A 21297-nucleotide genomic window follows, 5' to 3' on the forward strand; every position below is an offset into this window, starting at 1 on the left:
GAATTCCGCTTTCCCGCACGCCAGAGCGCCGAGTCCTGCAATAGGTGGGGACATGTTCTGAAAGGCCCGCCTAGCAAGGCGCGGGCCCTTTCGATTTACCTGCAGGTTACTGCTGATATGTCTTTAGGAAGTTTCCGATTCGGCCAATGGCTTGTTCCAGGTCGTCGACCCTTGGCAGGGTGACCACGCGGAAGTGATCCGGCCATGGCCAGTTGAACGCCGTACCCTGGACGATCAGCAGTTTTTCCGAGAGCAGCAGGTCAAGAACGAACTTTTCATCGTTGTGGATAGGGCAGACCTTCGGATCGATCCGCGGGAAGGCGTAGAGTGCGCCCATCGGCTTGACGCAGCTGACGCCGGGAATGTCGTTGAGCAGTTCCCAGGTGCGGTTGCGCTGTTCGAGCAGGCGGCCTGGTGGCAGGACCAGGTCATTGATGCTCTGGTAGCCGCCCAGCGCGGTCTGGATGGCATGCTGGCTCGGCACGTTGGCGCACAGGCGCATGTTGGCCAGCATGTCGATGCCTTCGATGTAGCTCTGGGCATGCTGCTTGGGCCCGGAGATGGCCAGCCAGCCGGAACGGAAGCCCGCCACCCGGTAGGACTTGGACAGGCCGTTGAAGGTCAGGCAGAGCAGGTCTGGGGCCAGCGAAGCGGTGCTGATGTGCACGGCTTCGTCGTAGAGGATCTTGTCGTAGATTTCGTCCGAGAACACCACCAGGTTGTGCTGGCGCGCCAGCTCCAGCATGCCCAGCAGCAGTTCGCGCGAGTATACGGCGCCGGTCGGGTTGTTCGGGTTGATGATCACCAGTGCCTTGGTGTTGGAGGTGATCTTGGCCTTGATGTCGTCAAGGTCGGGGAACCAGTCGGCCTGCTCGTCGCACAGGTAGTGCACCGGGTTGCCGCCCGCCAGGCTCACGGCGGCGGTCCACAGCGGGTAGTCGGGGGCCGGGATCAGCACTTCATCGCCGTTGTTGAGCAGGGCCTGCATCGACATCACGATCAACTCGGAAACGCCGTTGCCCAGGTAGATGTCTTCGATGCCGACACCTTCGACCTGCTTTTGCTGGTAATACTGCATCACCGCCTTGCGCGCGCTGAACAGGCCCTTGGAGTCGCTGTAGCCCTGGGCTGTCGGCAGGTTGCGGATGACATCCTGGAGGATTTCATCCGGCGCCTCGAAACCAAAGGGCGCCGGGTTGCCGATATTCAGCTTGAGGATGCGATGGCCTTCCTCTTCCAGGCGTTTGGCGTGCTTGAGCACTGGGCCGCGAATGTCATAGCAGACATTGGCGAGCTTGTTCGATTTGCTGACCTGCATGATGTGATCCCGATTAGAAAAGATCGCCGCGCATTGCGCTGTGAAAACGTTTGAAATGCGTGTAACGCGGGTGCCAGACTGATGTCTGATGAGGCGCAATAATATACGTGCCGCCCGCGTTGGGGAAAAGACGCAACGCGGGGTTTTTAGTCTGCCGAGGCCTGCAAATGGATAAGATCGAGAAAACCCTGGATGAATGGCGTGCAATGCTCGACCCCGAGCAATACAACGTCTGTCGCCTGAAAGGTACGGAGCGTCCGTTCAGCGGCAAGTACAACGGGACCAAGACCGACGGCGTCTACCACTGCATCTGCTGCAATGCCCCGTTGTTCGATTCGAAGACCAAGTTCGACTCCGGTTGTGGCTGGCCGAGCTTCTACGCGCCCATCCAGGACAGCGCGATGATCGAGATTCGCGACACCTCCCACGGCATGATTCGCACCGAAGTGACCTGCGCCCAGTGCGATGCCCACCTGGGTCATGTATTCCCCGACGGTCCGCCGCCGACCGGGCTACGCTATTGCATCAACTCGGTCTGCCTGGACCTGGTTCCACGCTAACTGAGGAGAAACGGCCATGGCCGACGGGTTGCTGAACGTTCCCTGCGTCACCCTGGCGGGTGAGCAGAAGGTCCTGGGGGATTTCCAGGGCAAGGCGCTGCTGGTGGTCAATACCGCCAGCCAGTGCGGCTTTACTCCGCAATACAAAGGGCTTGAGCAGCTCTGGCAGCGTTATCGCGACCGCGGCCTGGTGGTGCTGGGTTTCCCGTGCAATCAGTTTGGCAAGCAAGAGCCAGGCGATGCCCGGGAAATCGCCCAGTTCTGCGAGATGAATTTCGGTGTGAGCTTTCCGCTGTTTCGCAAGATCGAGGTCAACGGCGCCAATGCGCATCCCTTGTTCGTCGAACTGAAAAAACGCGCACCGGGGCTGCTCGGCTCCGAACGGATCAAATGGAATTTCACCAAGTTCCTCGTCGACCCGGCCAGCGGTCGCGTCACGCGCTATGCGCCCAGCACCAAGCCCGAGGCCTTGACCACCTCTATAGAGAGGCTGCTCACGTAGCGGTCAAGGGTACCCAGTGATCGATCAGGGCCAGTAGCTCCTCTCGCCGAAAGGGCTTGGCCAGGTAGTCGTTCATGCCTGCCGCCCGGCAGCGCTCGCGCTCTTCGGGCAAGGCGTTCGCGGTGAGGGCGACGATGGGGAGGTCGGGCCAGTGTCCGCTCTGGCGGATTCTGCGACTGGCCTCATAGCCGTCCATGACCGGCATGTTGCAATCCATCAAGACAAGATCGAAAGGTGTGGCGTGCAGCTGCTCCAGGGCTTCGGCGCCATGGGCTGCGATATTCACTTCGCACCCCAGCTTGGCCAGCATGCCCTTGGCCACCAGCTGATTCACCGGGTTGTCTTCCACCAACAGGATGCGTGCACGGCGTTCGCTGAGCAGGGGGCCGTCGTGTGCCGACAGGAAGGTGCTGTCATTGCCAAGCAAGGTGCGCCGCAGTGTCTGGTACAGGGCGTTGCGTGCCAATGGGCGGGCTTGTTGTTGTAGCGGCGCCAGCTGCGCGGCCTGTTCGCCGGGGAGGAAGTTGCCGTAGGCGGTCACCAGCAGGATAGGTGTCTTGATGTGCGGGCGCAGGTTGAACAGGCAGTCCAGGTTGTCGGTGATCAGCAGGTCGGGTAGGGCATCGCTCAGTTCGTCGAGATTGTCATAGCGTTGATAATCCAGTCCCCAGTCGGGCAATACGGTTTCCAGCAGCTCGGCAAGGCCGCTGGCGGCATTGCTGATGGCGGCAACACGGCCGCGCAAGCGCTCGGCGGGCACAGCCGGGCTATGGGTGGGTAGTGGCAGTTCGGCGCAGAACTGGCTACCAAAGCCGGCTTCCGAGCTGATGCTCAGGCGGCCTTGCATGGCTTCACACAGGTTGTTGGTCAGTGCCAGGCCAAGGCCTGTGCCGCCGTACTGGCGAGTGATGCCGGCACCGGCCTGGGTGAATGGCTGGAAAATACGCACCTGGGCTTCCCGTGGGATGCCGATGCCCGTATCGCAGACCTCCAGGCGGACGCCGCCGGTATAGGCGCCCAGGCGCACGTCGACACGACCGAATCGGGTGAACTTGAGCGCGTTGGACAGCAGGTTGCTGACAATCTGCCGCACGCGGGTAGGGTCGCCCAGGACCATGGCGGGAAACTGTGGGTCGATCAGGCAGGTGAGTTCGACGTTGGGAGCTGCGTTCTGTGACAGCAGGTTTGCGGTGTCTTCGACCAGGGCGCCCATGTCGAACGGAATGCGCTCAAGCTCCAACTGGCCGGCATCGAACTTGGACAGGTCGAGGATATCGTTGAGCAACTCCACCAGCACTTTTCCCGAGTCGTGGGCGATGGATAACTGCTGGCGTTGTTCGGCGTTGAGCGGGCTGTCCAGGCACAGGGCGATCATGCCCAGCAGGCCGTTGAGCGGAGTGCGGATCTCATGGCTCATGTTCGCCAGGAACGCCGCCCGGGCCTGCGCCATGTCCAGGGCCTGGCGCCTGGCCTGTTCAAGCTCTTCGTTGGACTGGCTCAAACGGGTATTACTGGCCTTGAGCTCGATGGTGCGCGCCGAGACGATGTTTTCCAGCTCATTGAGATACTCGGTCAGACGATTCTCGGCATTGCGTCGCTGCTGGATTTCAGTGCTCATGCTGACGAATTGCTGGTTGGCCACCTTGACCAGTACGCCGATCTCATCGTGTTCGTGACCTGGCGGGAACGACAGTTTCGATTTGGCGGGGTGGCGGGTATTGCTCTTGGCCAGGGCGCTGATCACTCGCACCAGGGGTTGGGTCAGCATGAAATAGAACAGGGCGAGGAGAATGCCGGTCAGTACCAGGCTGCGCACGAACCCATTGAGCAGGGTGATTTCGGCCCGCTCGAGAAAGCGGTTGCCGAAGGCGAACGTATCGACCTCAAGGTACAGGGTGCCCAGGTACTCGTCTGGCATGTGGCTGAAGAACAACGGGTCCTGGAACTGCCGGCTCTCGCCGAACAGAAAGTCACTGATGAAGCGATAGTTGCTTTCCTGGCGGGTGCGCTCCACGTCGGCCAGTACGGTTTCATTGTTATCGATTAGCCAGGCCCGGGTAATTGCCGGGGATTGCAGCAGGCCACCCGTCAACTCCTGGGCAAGTTCCGCATCAATGTTGTAGGCAATGCGCGAGGCCGGGTTATGACTGATTTTCAGTAGAGCCTGCACCTCACGGTTGATGGAGGCATCTTCACTGGCATAATCCATACCGATCTGGATGAGACTGAGCAAGGTCCCCAGGATGAACCCGACCAGGACCGTCAGCCGGGCTTGCTTGTAGGACAGGCGATTGGTGAACTTTATATCCATGAGCCCCGAGCCAGTTTCACGTTCCGTGCGCTGCGCAAGCATAGCCGATCAGCCCCGGCTGCTGGCATGCCCTGTCACGCATTCCGTTGTGTCGTTGTCCTTGAATTTGTCTTGAGGAGCTGTTGTGGACTCTCGTTTGAATGCTTTTCTGGAGCGCGCCGAAACCGTGCTCGCTCGCCTCGAACCCCTGCTGCCCGCGCCACGTCCGGACATCGACTGGAGCCACTGCCTGGCCGCCCGTTGGCAGCGCGACGGTCGCACCGGCTACTTGTTGCCGCTTGAGGTCAGCCTGGATATGCGCCTGTCAGACCTGATTGGCGTCGACTTGCAACGCGACCAACTGGGGCGCAATACGCGTCAGTTCCTCGACGGCATGCCCGCCAACCATGCGTTGTTGTGGGGCTCGCGCGGTACGGGCAAGTCTTCGCTGGTGCGTGCCTTGCTGGCCGAGCATGCCAAGGCAGGCTTGCGCCTGATCGAGATCGAGCGTGATCACCTGGCCGACCTGCCGCGGGTGGTCGAGCAACTGAGCAAGTTGCCGCAGCGTTTCGTGCTGTTTTGCGATGACCTGTCGTTCGAAGCCGGGGAGGGTGATTATCGGGTGCTCAAGAGCGTGCTCGACGGCTCGCTCGAGCAGGCGCCGGACAACGTGCTGTTGTACGCCACTTCGAACCGCCGGCACCTGGTGCCGGAGAAGCAGAGCGACAATGAGAACTGGAAGATGGTTGACGGCGAGCTCCACCCCAACGAGGCGGTGGAAGACAAGATTGCCTTGTCGGACCGTTTTGGACTGTGGCTGTCGTTCTACCCCTTTACTCAGGAACACTTCCTCAACGTGGTCGAGCACTGGATCACCGAGCTGGCCAAGGGGCCGGGTCTGGTCTGGCAGCGCGACGAAGAACTGGAAAAAGCCGCCGTACGCTGGGCAACCGGTCGCGGCAACCGAAATGGCCGTTGTGCCTATCAGTTCGCTCGTTATTGGGTTGGACTGCAACTGTTGGAGCAAAAGCAATGATTGACCTGAACGCTTCCGGGGTCGGGCTGGAAGGCTACGGCCTGTTGGCGGCGCAACTGGAAGCCTTGTTTGCCGATGAGCGTGATTTCATCGCCAATGCGGCGCAGTTTTCGGCCTTTCTTTATAGCCAGGTTGAAGAGCTGAACTGGGCGGGTTTTTACCTGAATCGCAATGACGAGCTGGTGCTGGGGCCATTCCAGGGCCAGGTCGCCTGTGTACGTATCCCGTTCGGGCGGGGTGTTTGTGGGGCGGCCGCAGCCAGTCGCGAGACTCAACGGGTTGACGATGTGCATGCCTTCCCAGGGCATATTGCCTGCGACAGCGCATCGAACAGCGAGCTGGTAATCCCGCTGGTGAAGGAAGGGCGTTTGATAGCTGTGCTGGATCTGGACAGCCCCAGGCCTGGGCGCTTCAGCGTCGAGGACCAGGCGGGACTTGAGGCGTTGGCGGCGATATTCCTGCGATTGACAGACTGCTGAAGCCGGGTGGGGGCGGGCTTGTCCCGCAATTGCGATCCGATTGATGTATCGCATCGCGGGGCAAGCCCGTTCCTACACGGATCAGTCGTAGATCACTTTTTTCTTCCAGTCATCGCTGCCATCGGTCTTCAGGCCTTCGGTCAGCTCGTTGACTTCATCTGCGGCAGGCTCGAGCTGGCTCAGCACCTGGGCGTTGGCGCGGGCCAGGAGCTTTTCCAGGTACTCGAGCTGTTCTCGGTACAGCGCAGGGTCTGGTTGCTTTCGCAGGTACTGGACACCCCGTTCGAAAGCCAGGCGTGCATGCCCCGGCTGATTCTGTTGCAGCGCCTGTTGGCCCAGATTGTTGAAAAACTCGATGTGCAGCAGTACCAGGATGTGGCGGATTTCCTTGATCCAGGCCTTGGCTTCGCTTGTGGGCAGAAAGCCTTCCTGGGCAGCGCGGGTGATCTGGTTATGCAGGCCTTCGAGCAGAAACCGTACGTCCTTGGCCCGTGCTTCGGTCTGGATCGGCGCGGGTGGGTTGTTCACTGGCAGTGCTTCGCCCTGGGCGATCAGGGCTTCAAGTTCGGCGATGCGTGCGCGGATTTCGCCGTTGTGCTTGTCGAGGGCGAGTCGGCGCTGGTTGAGGTTGAGTTCAAGGCGGGTCAGCAGCAGCTTCAGGGCCGGCGTCATCAGCTGGCCGGGGAAGGTTTCGGTGATCTCGCCGCAACGGCGCAGGCGTTCTGTCAGCTCGATCTTCAGCCGGGCACGCTCGAGCTTGTTGCTCTCGACCACGTTGTTGAGGTAGCCGATCACGATCAGTAACGCGATCCCCGCCACAATAAGCAGGGTGATCATAAGTGGTGTCACCGTTAACGCCTCATACAGGATGATTTACCATTTGAGTGTAGTGGCTAAGCATTTAGGCGGATAGAGTTGTTTGGCGGTTGCCGGGCCCCTTGATGGCGTTTTGCCTCGGGGTTGCCGCAGTGGTGAGGGTTTGCACCAAGGGCGCGAGTCAGAAAATAAACGCCAGGCGTCAGGCGCACCGCTATCGGCTACAACACCGCAAAGCACGGGGAAGTCATTGATTTAAATAAATTTATACAGAGGGGTTGACGGCTTCTCAAAGCATCCCTAGAATGCGCGCCACTTGCAGCGTAAAGCACACAGCGAAACGCGGCAGGGAGTGAATGTTGTAGTGTGTCCCCTTCGTCTAGTGGCCTAGGACACCGCCCTTTCACGGCGGTAACAGGGGTTCGAGTCCCCTAGGGGACGCCAATGCGGGAATAGCTCAGTTGGTAGAGCACGACCTTGCCAAGGTCGGGGTCGCGAGTTCGAGTCTCGTTTCCCGCTCCAGTTTACAAAGGCTTTGCTTAACGGCAGGGCTTGTAAAAATCCAGGTGCCAACCTTAAGGGTTTGAATCTGGTAACTGAAACATGCGTTGCATGTTTTGGGCGTCGTCCCCTTCGTCTAGTGGCCTAGGACACCGCCCTTTCACGGCGGTAACAGGGGTTCGAGTCCCCTAGGGGACGCCATTTTGCGGGAATAGCTCAGTTGGTAGAGCACGACCTTGCCAAGGTCGGGGTCGCGAGTTCGAGTCTCGTTTCCCGCTCCAAATTTCTTTCTGTAGCGTTGGCACGCTGCAGATCGGGAAGAAAGGGCAGTAGCCCTTTTTTTCTGTCCGGCAAAACCGGATGTTTCAAAATGCGGGAATAGCTCAGTTGGTAGAGCACGACCTTGCCAAGGTCGGGGTCGCGAGTTCGAGTCTCGTTTCCCGCTCCAAATCAAAAAACGCCGTTCGGTTGAACGGCGTTTTTTTTTGCCCTCAGGTTTCAACCCGAATCAGTCACCATGCTTGTCTGCAAGGCCGAACAGTGCGCTTGCGAGCGAGGTCGAGACCTCTGCACGCAGGATGCTGCGTACTTCCAGGCCCTGTTGTGCTTGTCGGCGTTGGTACTCGATACCCTTTCGTGCATCTTCGAGTGTCTTCAGATGGCCGCTGCCATGGGCGAAACGCTCACGCGGGGTGTTGGCATCAGGGTAGTGGAAGTGCGCTTCCCACAACGGCTGGTTCTGCAGATCCATGATGAGGTAATTGTCCAGGAAGTGGCGCTTGCTGCCTTTGCCCAGCAAAATCCTGGCATTGTTTACTTTCCTGACCTTGACCTGCTGCAGGCGTATCAGGTTGGTGAGGTAGCTGGCATTGGGCTTGTTCAGGTTTTTATAGATTTGCAGGGTCAGCTCGTTGGCCAGGCCACGGAGCCGATTGCTCTGGTCGGCCAGGGCTTGGCGTTGCGTGAGCCATTTCTCTTCAAGTGGGGCGCTGGTCGCTTGTTTGTCGAAACCTGTGATCAGCGCATCCAGCCTGTCTGCACGATTGAGCAATGGCTCATAGACGTTGGCCGCGACCGCATCGTTGCCGACGGCGAGGGCCTTGGCCTGTTGGATCAATTGTTCGATGTCCCGCAGGCTTTGTACTGAGGCATTGCCCAGTTGGCCGAGAGTCCGTTCCGGCGAGGCCACCGTTTCCTGCCAGCCGCCTTCTCGCATGCGCTCGACATGGCGAGGTGCGGCACCTTTGCTGGGGTCCACCAGCACCAACTTGTCGGCATCGTCTCCATGTTGCTCTGCCAGCGCCAATCGGTAATTGCCGTGATGCTTGATGGCAATGATGCGTTTGCGTCGAGCAGGCGGCTGTGGGCGCGATGGATTCGAGGGTTGTTGTGGCAGGTATTCGATATCGATGCCATCCAGGTCGGTGGACGGCACGATTTCACCTTCGTTTTTATTCAACAGGGCCTGCAATCGCTCAAGACTGTAGTCGCGGAAGAACTCCACCCCCTGGATGCATTCCTCGAGGTGCTGCGCATCGCGATTGAGTTCACTGACAGGGTGCCCCTCCTTGAGGTGGGTGAGGCCGTGGATAACTCCATCAAGGCGCTCCTGCACATGGGCAAGCAATGCGAATTGCTTGTCCGTCGGGGACTGGGCCACGTCGATCAGCAACACGGCTGCCTGGACGAAGCTGTTCGCCAGGTGCATCACATGGGGGTTGAGTTGGGCCGGCGCCAAGGGGGCATGCGTGTCGCTGACGCTGAGCAGTTGGCAGCGCAGACTCACCATGCCGATACGCACCTGGTAATGGGTGTGCGATTGAGCTATTTCAGCGACCTGTTGTTGCTCGATGGCGGGGAGCACGGATTGATCAAGCTGTTCCAGGAGGTGATCGCGGCGGATCTGCGGTGCCAGCCTGTTGATATAGCCCTGAAGGACAATGTGCCGGGCCCTGCGGTAGTCACTGAACAGGTGCGGGGCGGACAACGCTTCGACAATATCCAGGCCTCGTTCTATGTCCAGCGAGTTTGCATCGAGTTGATCATGCATGTCGAGATTGAAAAACAAGCCCAGGTGATTGAGGGCAATGATCAGTTTGGCCAAGGTCATATGGTAGCTGGCCTTGTAGACCGCTTGGGAGCGCAGGCCGATGACATGCTCGCGATGCTGTTCCAGCAAGGCTTTGTATTGGTTCAGGTGATCGATGAATTCGTTGTACTTTTGCCTGGCCGTGTCGCGCTTGGCGCCAGGCCGGGACGAGACTGTGATGATCATCGGCATGAGCGTGGTAAAGCGGTCGATCTTGTCGGCCAACGCGTCCAGGTCTTTGGCGATTCTCTCGTTTTGCGCCCGCATTTGCGCCAGCTTGCGGCCCCTGCCTCGGCCCGATCCTCCCAGGCCGCCAACCAGGACACCTTGCCATTGACCCTGTGCATCGAGGGTGACAGGTTCGCTTCGGCCCGGACGGGATGCGTGGTATTGATTGTCTGGCGCAGCGGCCACCGGGTCTTCAGGGCGCACGATGCGCCACACGGTCTGGTCGGGGGACGAAGCCTGCGGGTCGCGAAGTACCTGGTAAGCGCTTCCTTCAATCAGTGCGTAGCATTTGCCGTCGAAAGGAACGATGCCTTCCTCATTGCGCGCAACATCCGTCAATGGAAGTGGTTGGCGAAAAGCCGAGAGGCGTGACGCGCTCAGCGAATACGTATTGGCTTGCGGCAGCAGCTCGGCCAGATCCGGGCGTGAGTCTAGCGCCTGGCGCTCAAGGGCTGCGATCAGCGTACTGCTGGCAAAGATGTCGAAGCCGATCGTCCTGCGCTGTTCGTCGTCGAGTGTTCGAAGAATTGCCTGGGCCAGGCCGCTCTGGCCAGGATCGACCTGGATCAGGTCTCCCGTGTGGAAGGTTCCCGCGTACCCCGTTGGCGCACGATACAGATCGATGAACGTCTGCGCCGACTCCAGGCCGTAATGGGCAAGCCGTGTTGATGTGGCAGTGATTTGACCGCCGAAGTCCGTGATCCCGGAAAAGATGCGTATACCCAGGGATTGCGGCCAGTCAGGCCGGCTAACCAGTAGGTCACAGAGCAGTGCTTCACTGTCTGCATGGGGCGGTACGCTCGAGGGCGCTGCAAACCTGTGGACGCTTTGTATCACCCGTTGTTCTGCTTGCACTTGAAGAATGGAGGCCATGGCGTCAGGCGCTATCAGGTTTTCATCGCTGAGTACGCGCAATGCAGGGTGTTGCACCAACAGATGTTCGCGTGCAGCGGGCGACAATTCGGAGAAGCGTCTGCTCAAGGCCCCTGTGTCGGCAGGAAACTCAGGTTTGAAATCACTCAGCTCCTGTTGCAGGACTTCCAGAAGTTGCCATGGAGGTGTGGACTCTGCGTGCCAGATGGCCTCCAGCTGGGAGCGTTGTATGCCGGCCAGGTTGAGAAGCCATTGCGCCCGGTGGGCGTCGACACCTGCCAACCCTTCAGGGAGCAGTCGTTGCAGCATCTGGGCATCTGACAGGTCACTGGTTTGCTGGTCGTTGGGAGTAAGCCCGTCACTGACCGGGCCGCTGTCAGACCAATTCAGATTCAGCTGGCCATTAACCTGGCGGGTCACGGTGGGGTTGCCCAGCGACTTGATCAATTGCCGCGTTCGACGGCGTGAAAGCGTGGCGCCCAGGCCTTGTAGGCGAGCGCTGATCGCCAGGTCCGAGAGGTCTCCCAGCGCTTGTATGAATGCAGTGCGTTCCTCGTGACCCAATGCAATGCTGGCGTTGATGGTCTGGTAGGCCAGGCTGCCCAGGGTTGAGGCCAGCATCAGCCGATTCAATCCGGTCACCCCGCCCGGTACGGGAAGCGTGAGCAGTTCCAATGTCTCCCTGAGCACGATACTGGCGGCATCGGCGAGTGATTTGTAGCGTCGTTCGTTCAGTGTTGCAGCCATCGACGACAGGTCGCTGCGCAGGTTGGAGGTTTGCAAGGCGACCAGGTTTTCGCCTAGCGAGCCATGTTGGGTGCCAGTGCTGATCGTCAGTTTCTGTCGAGGGGTCTTGCTGTCGCCAAAGGCGGCGAATAGCAGACTGGCAGCCCAGTTCAAGTCGTTACGGTCAACGGCGGGGGTGTTCAGGTGTTTGCGCAATGTGGCTTGGTCTTTTTCCTTCAATGAGGCCAGCAGCCAGCCGTCTGTAGGATTCGCCCGGATTTGCTCGATGATTGAATCAATGGCGTCGTGGTTGCTGAAATGTCGGCGCAAGGCTCCCCCTGGACGATTGGGGAAGTAGCTCACAGTCCGGTGGTTGCCCAGTGTCGCAAACTGGCGGATGAAAAACGGCAGGGGGATCGAATTGCCGGAAAAGGTCAGGTTGCAGCGGATCCAGGGCTGGGCGGCATCGTTGAAGGTCTGGCTGATGGTTGGCAGGTCGGGCAAGGCGATGCCGTTTTCTTGCGGTTGACGTACGGCATCGAACCCTGCGATCTCGAACAAGGACGCGTGATAGTCGATAAGTTGTGCGTGAAAGTCTGCGTTCATGACCCCGTCGAGTCGCGTATCAAGGTCTGCGCCAAGATCAAGTCGGTGGGCGTGCTGCTCGAAGGTGGCTGCACTGAGAACATCCGGGTGCTCTTTCGCGCCGTGGGGGTGCCGGCTGATGTAGCTGTGCTCCAGGTAATTGTTCTGATAGGACGGTGGATAAGTGTTCGACAGGTCCAGCCTGGCAGCGTCCCACAGCGTGAAGGACTGGACGCGTTGCCTTGGGGTGTTGCCCGAGAGGTCTCTACGATCGCGAATGGGCATTTCGACAATACGGGTATGGAAGTACCACGTTCGCGGATCGATGTGCTCCCGGGCAAGCGGGGCCAGGGTCTGTTGAAGGCGGTGGACGCCCTCGCGCTCGAATGACTGCATGCACGCGGCAAGTGACTGGGTCAACGTGCTCTGTTGAGCGGTGAGGTGCTCGCTCAGCTTGAGGTAACGGTGTTGCCTGGCGCTATCGAGCGGGCCGAAATGCTGCTTCAGGTTCTGTTCGATGTACGCCAGGACACGCTGGTCCATGTAGCTGCGCGCAGTGTGCAGCGCGGTGTCTGGGTGATCGACAACGAGAGATTGTGCGTGCTCGGGCATGATTGCTTCCTGCGGTAATCGAGCCTGGTCGGGCCCGTGGTTGATTACAGTTGCAGGAGCAATGGAAACGTATTGTGCAGGCTGCGGGAGCCTAGATATGTACTACGAGGATAGTGTTGCCGGGGGAAAGCTGGCAGTGCCGATGTCGGTATTGCCAGCGTTTGTGGTCAGTGCTTGCTGTCGTCGTCGGACATGCTCAGCAGTTGCTTTTCCTGGTTCCAGTCGAAAGGCTCGTCGTTCTGCTCGGCCTCATAGCGACGCTCTTCAAGGGTCTGGTACACCTGCAGTTCCTCGTCGGGCATGTAGTGCAGGCAGTCGCCACCGAAGAACCACAGCAGGTCCCGTGGTACCAGGTGGGCGATTTGCGGGTAGCGTTGGATAACCTGGCACATCAGGTCCTGGCCCAGATAGGTGCTTTCCGGGTCGACCGGCAGCTGCAGCATCAGGTCGTCGAAGCGCTCCAGGAACAGCGCGTGGCTTTCTTCCGGCACCTGCTCGGCCTCACCCAGGGCTGCCAGGATGGTGCGCAGGTGGGAGAGCAGGGCGAGATGATATTCCAGGCGATCGGTAGCCATGCTGGCGGTCCTCATGAGCAAAAAACGGGCGCGGGAGTATACGGCTCCCGGCGCCCGATGTCCCGGCCCTTATCGAATTTTACCGGGCGTGGGCAGCAGTGCCTCCTTGCTGAATGCATCGACATCTATGACCGCGCGTCGAGCCGCCTCAGCGGCGTGCAGGGTCTGCGCTTCGTCAGTCTCGAGCGCGCCAGCTCGCACAGCGGCGTCGATGTTCGACTCTCCTGGTGTCGGGTTGACCTGCCCGTTCTTGAGCGCCTGATGCAGTTTTTTCTGCAAGGACATACTCGCATCCAGCAGGGTGCTGGCGTGTTGCAAGGCGCCGACCGGGTCGTTGGGGTCTTGAGGGCGGTAGCACCCGGCAAGCAGTTCCTCCAGTGCCGGGTCGCCCTTGGCGCGGCCGATCAGTGAGGCCACCTCGGCGTCCAGCGCATCGCTCGGGCCGGTATGCCGGCGCCCGAACGGGAAAACCACCAGCCGCAAACCGCAGCCGAGCCAGCGATTGGGGAAGTTGTCGAGCAGGCGGTCCAGTGCTTTTTCTGCCTGGCCCAGGCTTTCTTCCAGCGCCCAGCGCAGCAACGGTTGCAGGTGCGCTGGCGAGCCAAGGTCGTGGTAGCGCTTGAGCGCGGCCGAGCTCAAGTAGAGGTTGCTCAACACATCGCCCAGGCGCGCCGACAGCCGCTCGCGGCGCTTGAGCTCGCCGCCGAGCAGCATCATGCACAGGTCGGCCAGCAGGGCGAACGCCGCCGCCTGGCGATTGAGGGCCCGGAAATAGCCTTGACTCAGGGCGTCGCCGGGAACTTTTTCGAAGTGCCCCAGGCCAAGGCCGAGGATGAGGGTGCTGGCGGCATTGCCGACGGCGAAGCCGATATGCTGCATCAGCAGGTGGTCAAACTCTTTGAGTGCCTGATCATGGTCTTCACGTCCGGCCAGGGCCATTTCCTTGAGCACGAAGGGGTGGCAACGAATTGCACCCTGGCCAAAGATCATCAGGTTGCGCGAGAGAATGTTGGCGCCTTCTACCGTGATGAAGATCGGCGCCCCTTGCCAGTTTCGCCCCAGGTAGTTGTTCGGGCCCATGATGATGCCCTTGCCACCATGCACGTCCATGGCGTGCTGGATGCACTCGCGGCCCCGTTCGGTCAGGTGGTACTTGAGAATCGCCGACAGCACCGACGGTTTTTCTCCCAGGTCGACGGCCTTGGCCGTGAGCAGGCGGGCGCTGTCCATCAGGAAGGCATTGCCACCGATCCGCGCCAGGGATTCCTGGATACCTTCGAAGGCCGCCAGCGGCACATTGAACTGCTCACGGATCCGCGCGTACTGGCCGGTGACCAGGCTGGTGTACTTGGCTGCGCCGGTACCCACCGCAGGCAAGGAGATCGAACGCCCCACCGACAGGCAGTTCATCAGCATCATCCAGCCTTTGCCGAGCATTGCCTGGCCCCCGATCAGAAAGTCCAGCGGCACGAACACGTCCTTGCCGCTGTTGGGGCCGTTCATGAAGGCCGCCCCCAAGGGCAAGTGGCGTTGGCCGATCTCGACGCCCGGGGTATCGGTCGGGACAAGCGCCAGGCTGATACCCAGCTCCTCTTCCTCGCCCAAGAGATGTTCCGGGTCGTAGGCCTTGAAGGCCAGGCCGAGTAATGTCGCAACCGGGCCGAGCGTGATGTAGCGCTTTTCCCAGTTCAGGCGCAGGCCGATCACTTCTTCGCCTTGCCATTGGCCTTTGCAGATGACGCCGGTATCGGGCATGGCACCTGCGTCCGAGCCGGCCAGCGGGCCGGTGAGGGCAAAGCAGGGGATCTCGTCGCCTAGGGCCAGGCGTGGCAGGTAATGATTGCGTTGCTCATCGGTGCCGTAGTGCAACAGCAGTTCGGCCGGGCCCAAGGAGTTGGGCACCATGACGGTCGAGGCCAAGTCGCCGCTGCGAGTGGCGAGTTTCATGGCGATTTGCGAGTGGGCATACGCCGAGAAGCCCTTGCCGCCGTACTCCTTGGGAATGATCAGGGCGAAGAAGCCATGGGACTTGATGTGCTCCCAGGCTGCAGGCCGCAGGTCCAGGTCCTGGCCAATCTGCCAGTCGCTGACCATGGCGCAGAGCTCCTCGGTAGGGCCGTCGATGAAGGCTTGTTCTTCTTCGGTCAGTTCTGCCCGGGAGTAACCGAGCAAGGTATTCCAGTCAGGGCGCCCGCTGAACAGCTCGCCATCCCACCATACGGTGCCGGCGTCGATGGCTTCGCGCTCGGTCTGCGACATGGGCGGCAGGGTACGCTGGAACCAGCCGAAAAACGGGCCGCTGAAGACCTTGCGACGCAGGTCAGGCAGCAGCACCAAGGCCGCTTTCGCCGCCAGTACCAGCCAGAAGATCGCCAGCAGCCATCCGGGCGCGTGACTGAAAATACCCATCAGCAGCACATAGGCTGCGAGTATGGCCAGCGCCGGGACGGCGCCAATGCGTCGGTGGGCCAGGTAGGCCGCACCGATCACCAAAACAACCAACCACAACAGCAACATAGTCCTTCCTCCGTGAACGTCGGGGCATCAAGCGACCCCTCAGAGCTTAGTCGGCATCCAATATTCGGCTTGTCTGAACAGTGACAGGGTGGGGTTGCGAGAGTTCGCCACGATGCCCAAACGATTGCCTCGAAAAATGTCAGGAGTAGACTGGGCGGCCCGAACATTCATCAGGACGACGTCATGCTCAAGATCTGGGGCCGGAAGAATTCGACCAATGTCAGGAAAGTGCTGTGGTGCGCCGAGGAGCTTGGGCTTGAGTACGAGTCGATCGATGCCGGTGGCGCCTTCGGCCTGGTCAACGAGCCCGAATATCGGTCACGAAACCCCAACGGCCTGGTACCGATGATCGAGGACGACGGCCTGGTGCTCTGGGAATCCAATGCCATCGTCCGCTACCTGTGCGCGCAATATGGCCAGGACGCCGACTGGTATATCAATGAGCCTCGTCAGCGCGCCGAGGCAGACAAGTGGATGGATTGGGTCACTTCTTCTTTGGCCACGCCGTTCCGGCCTTTATTCTGGGGCATCCTGCGCACGCCGGCCGAGCAACAGGACTGGGTGGCGATCAATGCCGCACACAAGACCTGTGCGCACCTGCTGTCGATTGCCGACCAGGCGCTGGCCACGCGTGCGTACTTGTCGGGTGAGCAGTTGGGCATGGGCGATATCCCCCTGGGCTGCTTTGCCTATGCCTGGTTCGAAATGCCCATCGAACGGCCCGAGATGCGCCACCTGCGCGCCTGGTACGAGCGTTTGCAGGAGCGTTCGGCCTATCAGGGCGCAGTGATGACCGCACTGACCTGATCAAACGGTCGACCTGATAGTTATTATCGATACACATGACTGTACTTGTATGGCCTGGGCAAGCACCATGGCCATATTCACTGCGGCCGGTCTGTTCGGTCGCGTCCTGACCCCTTCATTCTGGTGCATGACCCGCTATGAGTTCTGCTCTGTCCATAAGGCAGCTAACCAAGACCTACGGCAACGGCTTCCAGGCCCTCAAGGGCATCGACCTGGACGTCGCCGAAGGTGACTTCTTTGCCTTGCTCGGCCCCAATGGCGCCGGCAAGTCCACCACCATCGGTATCCTCTCGACGCTGGTCAACAAGACCAGCGGTACCGTGAACATCTTCGGCAACGACCTGGATCGCCAGCCGGCTGCGCTCAAGCGTTGCATTGGCGTGGTGCCGCAGGAATTCAACTTCAATCAGTTCGAGAAGACCTTCGACATTGTCGTGACCCAGGCCGGTTATTACGGCATCCCGGCCAAGGTGGCCAAGGAGCGCGCCGAGAAGTACCTCACCCAGCTGGGGCTCTGGGACAAGCGCGATGTGCCGTCGCGCTCACTGTCCGGTGGCATGAAGCGCCGCCTGATGATCGCTCGGGCACTGGTGCACGAGCCGCGCCTGCTGATTCTCGATGAGCCGACGGCGGGCGTGGATATCGAACTGCGTCGCTCGATGTGGAGCTTCCTGACCGAGCTGAACCAGCAGGGCATCACCATCATCCTGACCACGCACTACCTGGAAGAAGCCGAGCAACTGTGCCGCCATATCGGCATCATCGACCACGGCACCATCGTGGAGAACACCAGCATGCGCGCGCTGTTGAGCAAGCTGCATGTAGAGACGTTCCTGCTCGACCTCAAGCACGATTTGCCCCAGGCGCCCAACCTGGTCGGTTACCCGTGCCGACTGGTGAGCCCGCATACCCTGGAAGTTCAAGTGGACAAGGACGTGGGCATTACGGCGCTGTTCAGCCAATTGGCCTTGCAGAATATCGAAGTGCAAAGCCTGCGCAACAAGACCAATCGTCTCGAGGAGTTGTTCGTGTCTCTGGTTGAAAAGAACCTGGCGAAGGTGGCGGTATGAGTTCGGAGCTGAGCGCCAACCTGGTCGCCCTCAATACCATCGTCTATCGCGAAGTGCGCCGTTTCACCCGCATCTGGCCGCAGACCTTGCTGCCGCCAGCGATCACCATGGTCCTGTACTTCGTGATCTTCGGTAACCTGATCGGCCGGCAGATCGGTGACATGGGTGGCTTCACCTACATGGAATACATCGTGCCGGGGTTGATCATGATGTCGGTGATCACCAACTCCTACGGCAACGTAGTGTCGAGCTTTTTCGGTAGCAAGTTCCAGCGCTCCATTGAAGAGCTGATGGTTTCGCCGGTGTCGCCGCATACCATTCTCATCGGCTACACCCTGGGTGGCGTCTTACGTGGCTTGGCGGTAGGGTTGATTGTGACCCTGTTGTCGCTGTTCTTCACCGACCTGCAGGTGCATCACCTGGGCGTGACCATTCTGGTGGTGGTGTTGACCGCGACGATCTTCTCGTTGCTCGGCTTTATCAACGCCGTGTTTGCGCGCAACTTCGACGACATTTCGATCATTCCGACCTTCGTCCTGACTCCGCTGACTTACCTGGGTGGGGTGTTCTACTCCATCAACCTGCTGCCGCCGTTCTGGCAGACAGTGTCGATGGCCAACCCGGTACTGCACATGGTCAACTCGTTCCGCTACGGAATTCTCGGCGTCTCGGATATTCGCATCGGTGTGGCCATCACCTTCATGCTGATCGCCACCGCCGTGCTGTATCTCGGCTGCGCCCGTCTATTGGTCAGTGGGCGAGGAATGCGTACCTGACACCTTTTGCTTGCGCCGGCGCCATTGTCGGCCTACCCACCAGCGCCAGTAGAGCATGGTGAGGCAATAGGCCAGGGCGCCGAGCAGCAGGCCGCAGACCACCGACCCCAGCAGGAAGGGTTGCCACAGGGTGGAGAGCTGGCCGGTGATCCATTCGAAAGTGAGCTCTTCAGGCAAGGTCCTGGGCGGAATCTGCATCAGCCAGGCGCCCATCTGGTAGGTGCAGAAAAACACCGGCGGCATGGTGATCGGATTGGTCAGCCAGACGAGGCTGACGGCAATCGGCAGGTTGCCACGGATCATGATCGCCAGGCTCGCCGCCAGCAACATCTGCATCGGAATGGGAATGAACGCGGCGAACAGGCCAACCGCCATCGCCCGCGCAACCGAATGTCGGTTCAGGTGCCAGAGGTTCGGGTCGTGCAACAGCCGGCCGAGAAAGCGTAAGGATTTGTGTTCCCTGATGCTGGTCGGATCGGGCATGTAGCGTTTGAAGAGACGACGCGGCATGTAGGCTCTCGGCTATATGAAGGGGGCCAGTATGCACGGATTCTAAAAACGCCCCATTACAGACTTTGTGACAATTATTGAGCGGAAGCGCGACTCCAGTGAACTAAGCCTCAGAGGGTGGATTTGCACTGGAGCTTCGAACCATGCGCACAGGGATATTAGCGCTTGCTCTTGGGTTGTTGTGCCTGAGGGTTCTACCGACTGTGCCATCGGTCGGAATGGTGGCCATGATGGCCTTGGTCGGGTTGTGTTGCCTGCCTTGGAGGGCGCGTCCACTGGGATTTTTCCTGCTGGGATTGAGTTGGGCGTGTGCGTCGGCGCAACAGGCGCTGGATGATCGCCTGGTGCCAGCACTCGATGGACGCACGGTATGGCTGGAGGGACGGGTGGTCGGCTTGCCGGAGCTGGGTGGACGCGTGGTGCGGTTTGAACTCGAAGATGCACACTCACGACGCGCCGAACTGCCCCGAAGGCTGAATTTGAGTTGGTTTGGCGGGCCACCGGTGTTCAGTGGCGAGCGCTGGCGCCTGGCGGTCAGCCTCAAGCGTCCCTACGGCTTGCTCAACCCCCATGGCCCGGACCGCGAAGCCAGCTTGCTGGCTCGACGCGTGGGCGCCACGGGTAGCGTCAAGGCCGGTGAGCGCCTGGCGCCTGCCGAAGCAGCCTGGCGCGATGGCGTTCGTCAGCGCTTGCTGAATGTCGATGCCCAGGGGCGCGAGGCGGAGTTGGTGGCGTTGGTGCTGGGAGACGGCAAGGGCCTTGCCCGGGAAAACTGGGAGGTGTTGCAGGCGACTGGCACGGTTCACTTGCTGGTGATTTCCGGGCAGCACATCGGCTTGCTGGCCGGGCTGGTCTATGGGCTGATTGCAGGGCTGGCCCGCTTGGGCTGGTGGCCGCAGGCGCTGTCCTGGTTGCCCTGGGCGTGTGGCCTGGCGTTTGTCGCAGCGCTGGGGTATGGGCTGCTGGCTGGTTTTCAGGTGCCGGTCCAGCGCGCCTGCATGATGCTGGCAATGGTGCTGCTGTGGCGCTTGCGCTTTCGCCATCTGGGGGTGGGCCTGCCGTTATTGCTGGCGCTTGTTGCAGTGTTGCTATGGGAACCGCTGGCCAGTCTGCTGCCGGGGTTCTGGTTGTCCTTTGCCGCTGTCGCGGTACTGACCTTTACCTTCAGTGGCCGGTTGGGTGCCTGGAACCGTTGGCTGGCCTGGGGGCGGGCACAGTGGTTGATTGCACTGGGCCTGCTGCCGGTGCTGTTGGCGCTGGGGCTGCCGATCAGTATCACTGCACCGGTGGCCAACCTGTTTGCCGTACCCTGGATCAGCCTGGCGGTGCTACCGCTGGCACTGCTAGGGACGGTGTTGTTACCCGTGCCGCTGGTGGGCGAATCCATGCTCTGGTTGGCTGGTGGCTTGCTCGATGGCTTGTTTCGGCTGTTGGGTGCGCTGGCGCTGTGGCGTCCGGCGTGGCTGCCAGAGCCCTTGCCCTGGCCGGTGTGGGGACTGTTAGGTATCGGAGCGCTATTGCTGCTGTTGCCTCGGGGGATGCCGATGCGGGTGCTGGGCTGGCCGCTGGTGCTACTGGTGGTGTTTGCCCCCAGAGAGCGGCTGCCCCATGGTCAGGTGGAGGTATGGCAGCTGGATGTTGGCCAGGGGCTGGCCTTTGTTCTGCGTACCCGACACCACGCGATGCTGTATGACGCAGGGCCCGCGATGGGTGATCAGGACCTGGGAGCGCGTATCGTGCTGCCGACCTTGCGCAAGCTGGGTGTGAGCTCGCTTGAGCTGATGCTGCTCAGCCATGGCGACGCCGATCATGCCGGAGGTGCCCCTGCGGTGCTGCGCGGTCTGCCGGTGCTCAAGGTATTGGCCGGCGAGTCGTCGAAGCTGCCAGCGGCCTTGCAGGCACAACCTTGTGACAGCGGCCAGCGTTGGCAGTGGGATGGGGTGAGCTTTTCGGTCTGGCGGTGGGCGGGTGCGCGGGATAGCAACCAGGACTCCTGTGTGTTGTTGGTGGAGGCGAGCGGTGAGCGGTTGTTGCTCACCGGCGACCTGGATGCCCCAGGCGAGCGGGCCTGGGCCCGTGACTGGCAGGCCACCCGGGTCGACTGGTTGCAGTCTCCGCACCACGGCAGCCGCAGTTCCTCGAGCCAGGCCTTGTTGAGCGCCACGGCTCCCCGCGGCGTGTTGATCTCCAGGGGGCGCCACAACGCGTTCGGCCACCCCCATGCCGAGGTCATGGAGCGCTACCGGACAAATGGCATCGAAGTCTTCGACAGCGCTGTACGGGGTGCACTGCGCTTGCGCCTGGGTGACTTTCGCGAACCGTCGGGCATGCGTGATCAACCGCGCTTCTGGCGCGACCCCAGTTGACGACCTTCGGCAGATGAGTGCCCAAGGGTCCTATGGTAAAGTGGCGGACTTTTTCAAGGGG

At 60.6% G+C, this 21297-nt stretch carries 15 protein-coding genes and 5 tRNA genes; 13 read left to right on the plus strand and 7 right to left on the minus strand.

Going from position 1 to position 21297, the window contains the following annotated elements; all coding sequences use genetic code 11:
* Positions 1-106: 106 nt before the first annotated feature.
* Positions 107-1318, minus strand: coding sequence for a pyridoxal phosphate-dependent aminotransferase (locus NPS58_RS00915; protein ID WP_274112816.1), 1212 nt, complete (start codon positions 1316-1318; stop codon positions 107-109).
* Positions 1319-1485: 167 nt separating this feature from the next.
* Between NPS58_RS00915 and msrB the strand changes: the two genes are divergently transcribed.
* Positions 1486-1878, plus strand: a complete 393-nt coding sequence (gene msrB / locus NPS58_RS00920; protein ID WP_274112818.1) for a peptide-methionine (R)-S-oxide reductase MsrB — start codon at positions 1486-1488, stop codon at positions 1876-1878.
* 16 nt (positions 1879-1894) lie between these two features.
* Positions 1895-2380: a glutathione peroxidase gene (locus NPS58_RS00925; protein WP_274112820.1), complete on the plus strand. Its 486-nt coding sequence runs from the start codon at positions 1895-1897 to the stop codon at positions 2378-2380.
* Here the strand turns inward: NPS58_RS00925 and NPS58_RS00930 are convergent.
* Positions 2373-4733 carry a response regulator gene (locus NPS58_RS00930; RefSeq protein ID WP_274112822.1) on the minus strand — a complete coding sequence of 787 codons (2361 nt, stop codon included), beginning with the start codon at positions 4731-4733 and terminating at the stop codon, positions 2373-2375. The two genes, NPS58_RS00925 and NPS58_RS00930, sit on opposite strands and share 8 nt — an antisense overlap.
* Before the next feature lie 82 nt (positions 4734-4815).
* Between NPS58_RS00930 and NPS58_RS00935 the strand changes: the two genes are divergently transcribed.
* Complete coding sequence (locus NPS58_RS00935; RefSeq protein WP_274112824.1) at positions 4816-5706, plus strand: ATP-binding protein; 891 nt, start codon at positions 4816-4818, stop codon at positions 5704-5706.
* Positions 5703-6185: a GAF domain-containing protein gene (locus NPS58_RS00940; RefSeq protein WP_274112826.1), complete on the plus strand. Its 483-nt coding sequence runs from the start codon at positions 5703-5705 to the stop codon at positions 6183-6185. Before NPS58_RS00935 ends, NPS58_RS00940 begins: the two co-directional genes overlap by 4 nt.
* A gap of 81 nt (positions 6186-6266) precedes the next feature.
* On the opposite strand, the gene NPS58_RS00945 is transcribed toward NPS58_RS00940, so the two are convergent.
* Positions 6267-7034 (minus strand): hypothetical protein, encoded by a 768-nt coding sequence (locus NPS58_RS00945; RefSeq protein WP_274112828.1) that lies wholly within the window; start codon positions 7032-7034, stop codon positions 6267-6269.
* Positions 7035-7369: 335 nt separating this feature from the next.
* Here NPS58_RS00945 and NPS58_RS00950 point away from each other — a divergent pair.
* From NPS58_RS00950 to NPS58_RS00970, 5 genes are all read left to right on the plus strand, one after another.
* Positions 7370-7445 (plus strand) — tRNA-Glu (locus tag NPS58_RS00950).
* A gap of 2 nt (positions 7446-7447) precedes the next feature.
* Positions 7448-7523, plus strand: a tRNA-Gly gene (locus tag NPS58_RS00955).
* 104 nt (positions 7524-7627) lie between these two features.
* A tRNA-Glu gene (locus NPS58_RS00960) sits at positions 7628-7703 on the plus strand.
* A gap of 4 nt (positions 7704-7707) precedes the next feature.
* Positions 7708-7783 (plus strand) — tRNA-Gly (locus tag NPS58_RS00965).
* A gap of 91 nt (positions 7784-7874) precedes the next feature.
* Positions 7875-7950: transfer RNA gene (locus NPS58_RS00970), tRNA-Gly, on the plus strand.
* A 60-nt stretch (positions 7951-8010) separates the two neighbouring features.
* Here the strand turns inward: NPS58_RS00970 and NPS58_RS00975 are convergent.
* From NPS58_RS00975 to NPS58_RS00985, 3 genes are all read right to left on the minus strand, one after another.
* On the minus strand, positions 8011-12615 hold the full coding sequence (locus tag NPS58_RS00975) for a hypothetical protein (protein WP_274112830.1): 4605 nt from the start codon (positions 12613-12615) through the stop codon (positions 8011-8013).
* A gap of 167 nt (positions 12616-12782) precedes the next feature.
* Entirely contained in the window at positions 12783-13190 is a 408-nt protein-coding gene (locus tag NPS58_RS00980; protein WP_274112832.1) for a PA2817 family protein, read from the minus strand.
* 69 nt (positions 13191-13259) lie between these two features.
* Positions 13260-15707, minus strand: coding sequence for an acyl-CoA dehydrogenase (locus NPS58_RS00985; protein WP_274112834.1), 2448 nt, complete (start codon positions 15705-15707; stop codon positions 13260-13262).
* Between the two features lie 183 nt (positions 15708-15890).
* Between NPS58_RS00985 and NPS58_RS00990 the strand changes: the two genes are divergently transcribed.
* The 3 genes from NPS58_RS00990 to NPS58_RS01000 all read left to right on the plus strand — a co-directional run bounded on the left by NPS58_RS00990 (position 15891) and on the right by NPS58_RS01000 (position 18360).
* Complete coding sequence (locus NPS58_RS00990) at positions 15891-16514, plus strand: glutathione S-transferase (RefSeq protein WP_274112836.1); 624 nt, start codon at positions 15891-15893, stop codon at positions 16512-16514.
* A gap of 137 nt (positions 16515-16651) precedes the next feature.
* Positions 16652-17584: an ABC transporter ATP-binding protein gene (locus NPS58_RS00995; RefSeq protein WP_274112838.1), complete on the plus strand. Its 933-nt coding sequence runs from the start codon at positions 16652-16654 to the stop codon at positions 17582-17584.
* Positions 17581-18360: an ABC transporter permease gene (locus NPS58_RS01000; RefSeq protein WP_274112840.1), complete on the plus strand. Its 780-nt coding sequence runs from the start codon at positions 17581-17583 to the stop codon at positions 18358-18360. Before NPS58_RS00995 ends, NPS58_RS01000 begins: the two co-directional genes overlap by 4 nt.
* On the opposite strand, the gene NPS58_RS01005 is transcribed toward NPS58_RS01000, so the two are convergent.
* A complete protein-coding gene (locus tag NPS58_RS01005) occupies positions 18328-18870 on the minus strand; it encodes a DUF2062 domain-containing protein (RefSeq protein WP_274112842.1) in 543 nt (180 codons plus the stop codon). The genes NPS58_RS01000 and NPS58_RS01005 overlap by 33 nt on opposite strands.
* Positions 18871-19013: 143 nt before the next feature.
* Between NPS58_RS01005 and NPS58_RS01010 the strand changes: the two genes are divergently transcribed.
* Positions 19014-21236 carry a DNA internalization-related competence protein ComEC/Rec2 gene (locus NPS58_RS01010; protein ID WP_274112845.1) on the plus strand — a complete coding sequence of 741 codons (2223 nt, stop codon included), beginning with the start codon at positions 19014-19016 and terminating at the stop codon, positions 21234-21236.
* Positions 21237-21297 lie beyond the last annotated feature (61 nt).

Source organism: Pseudomonas putida (assembly GCF_028682455.1).
Taxonomy (GTDB): Bacteria; Pseudomonadota; Gammaproteobacteria; order Pseudomonadales; family Pseudomonadaceae; genus Aquipseudomonas; species Aquipseudomonas putida_AA.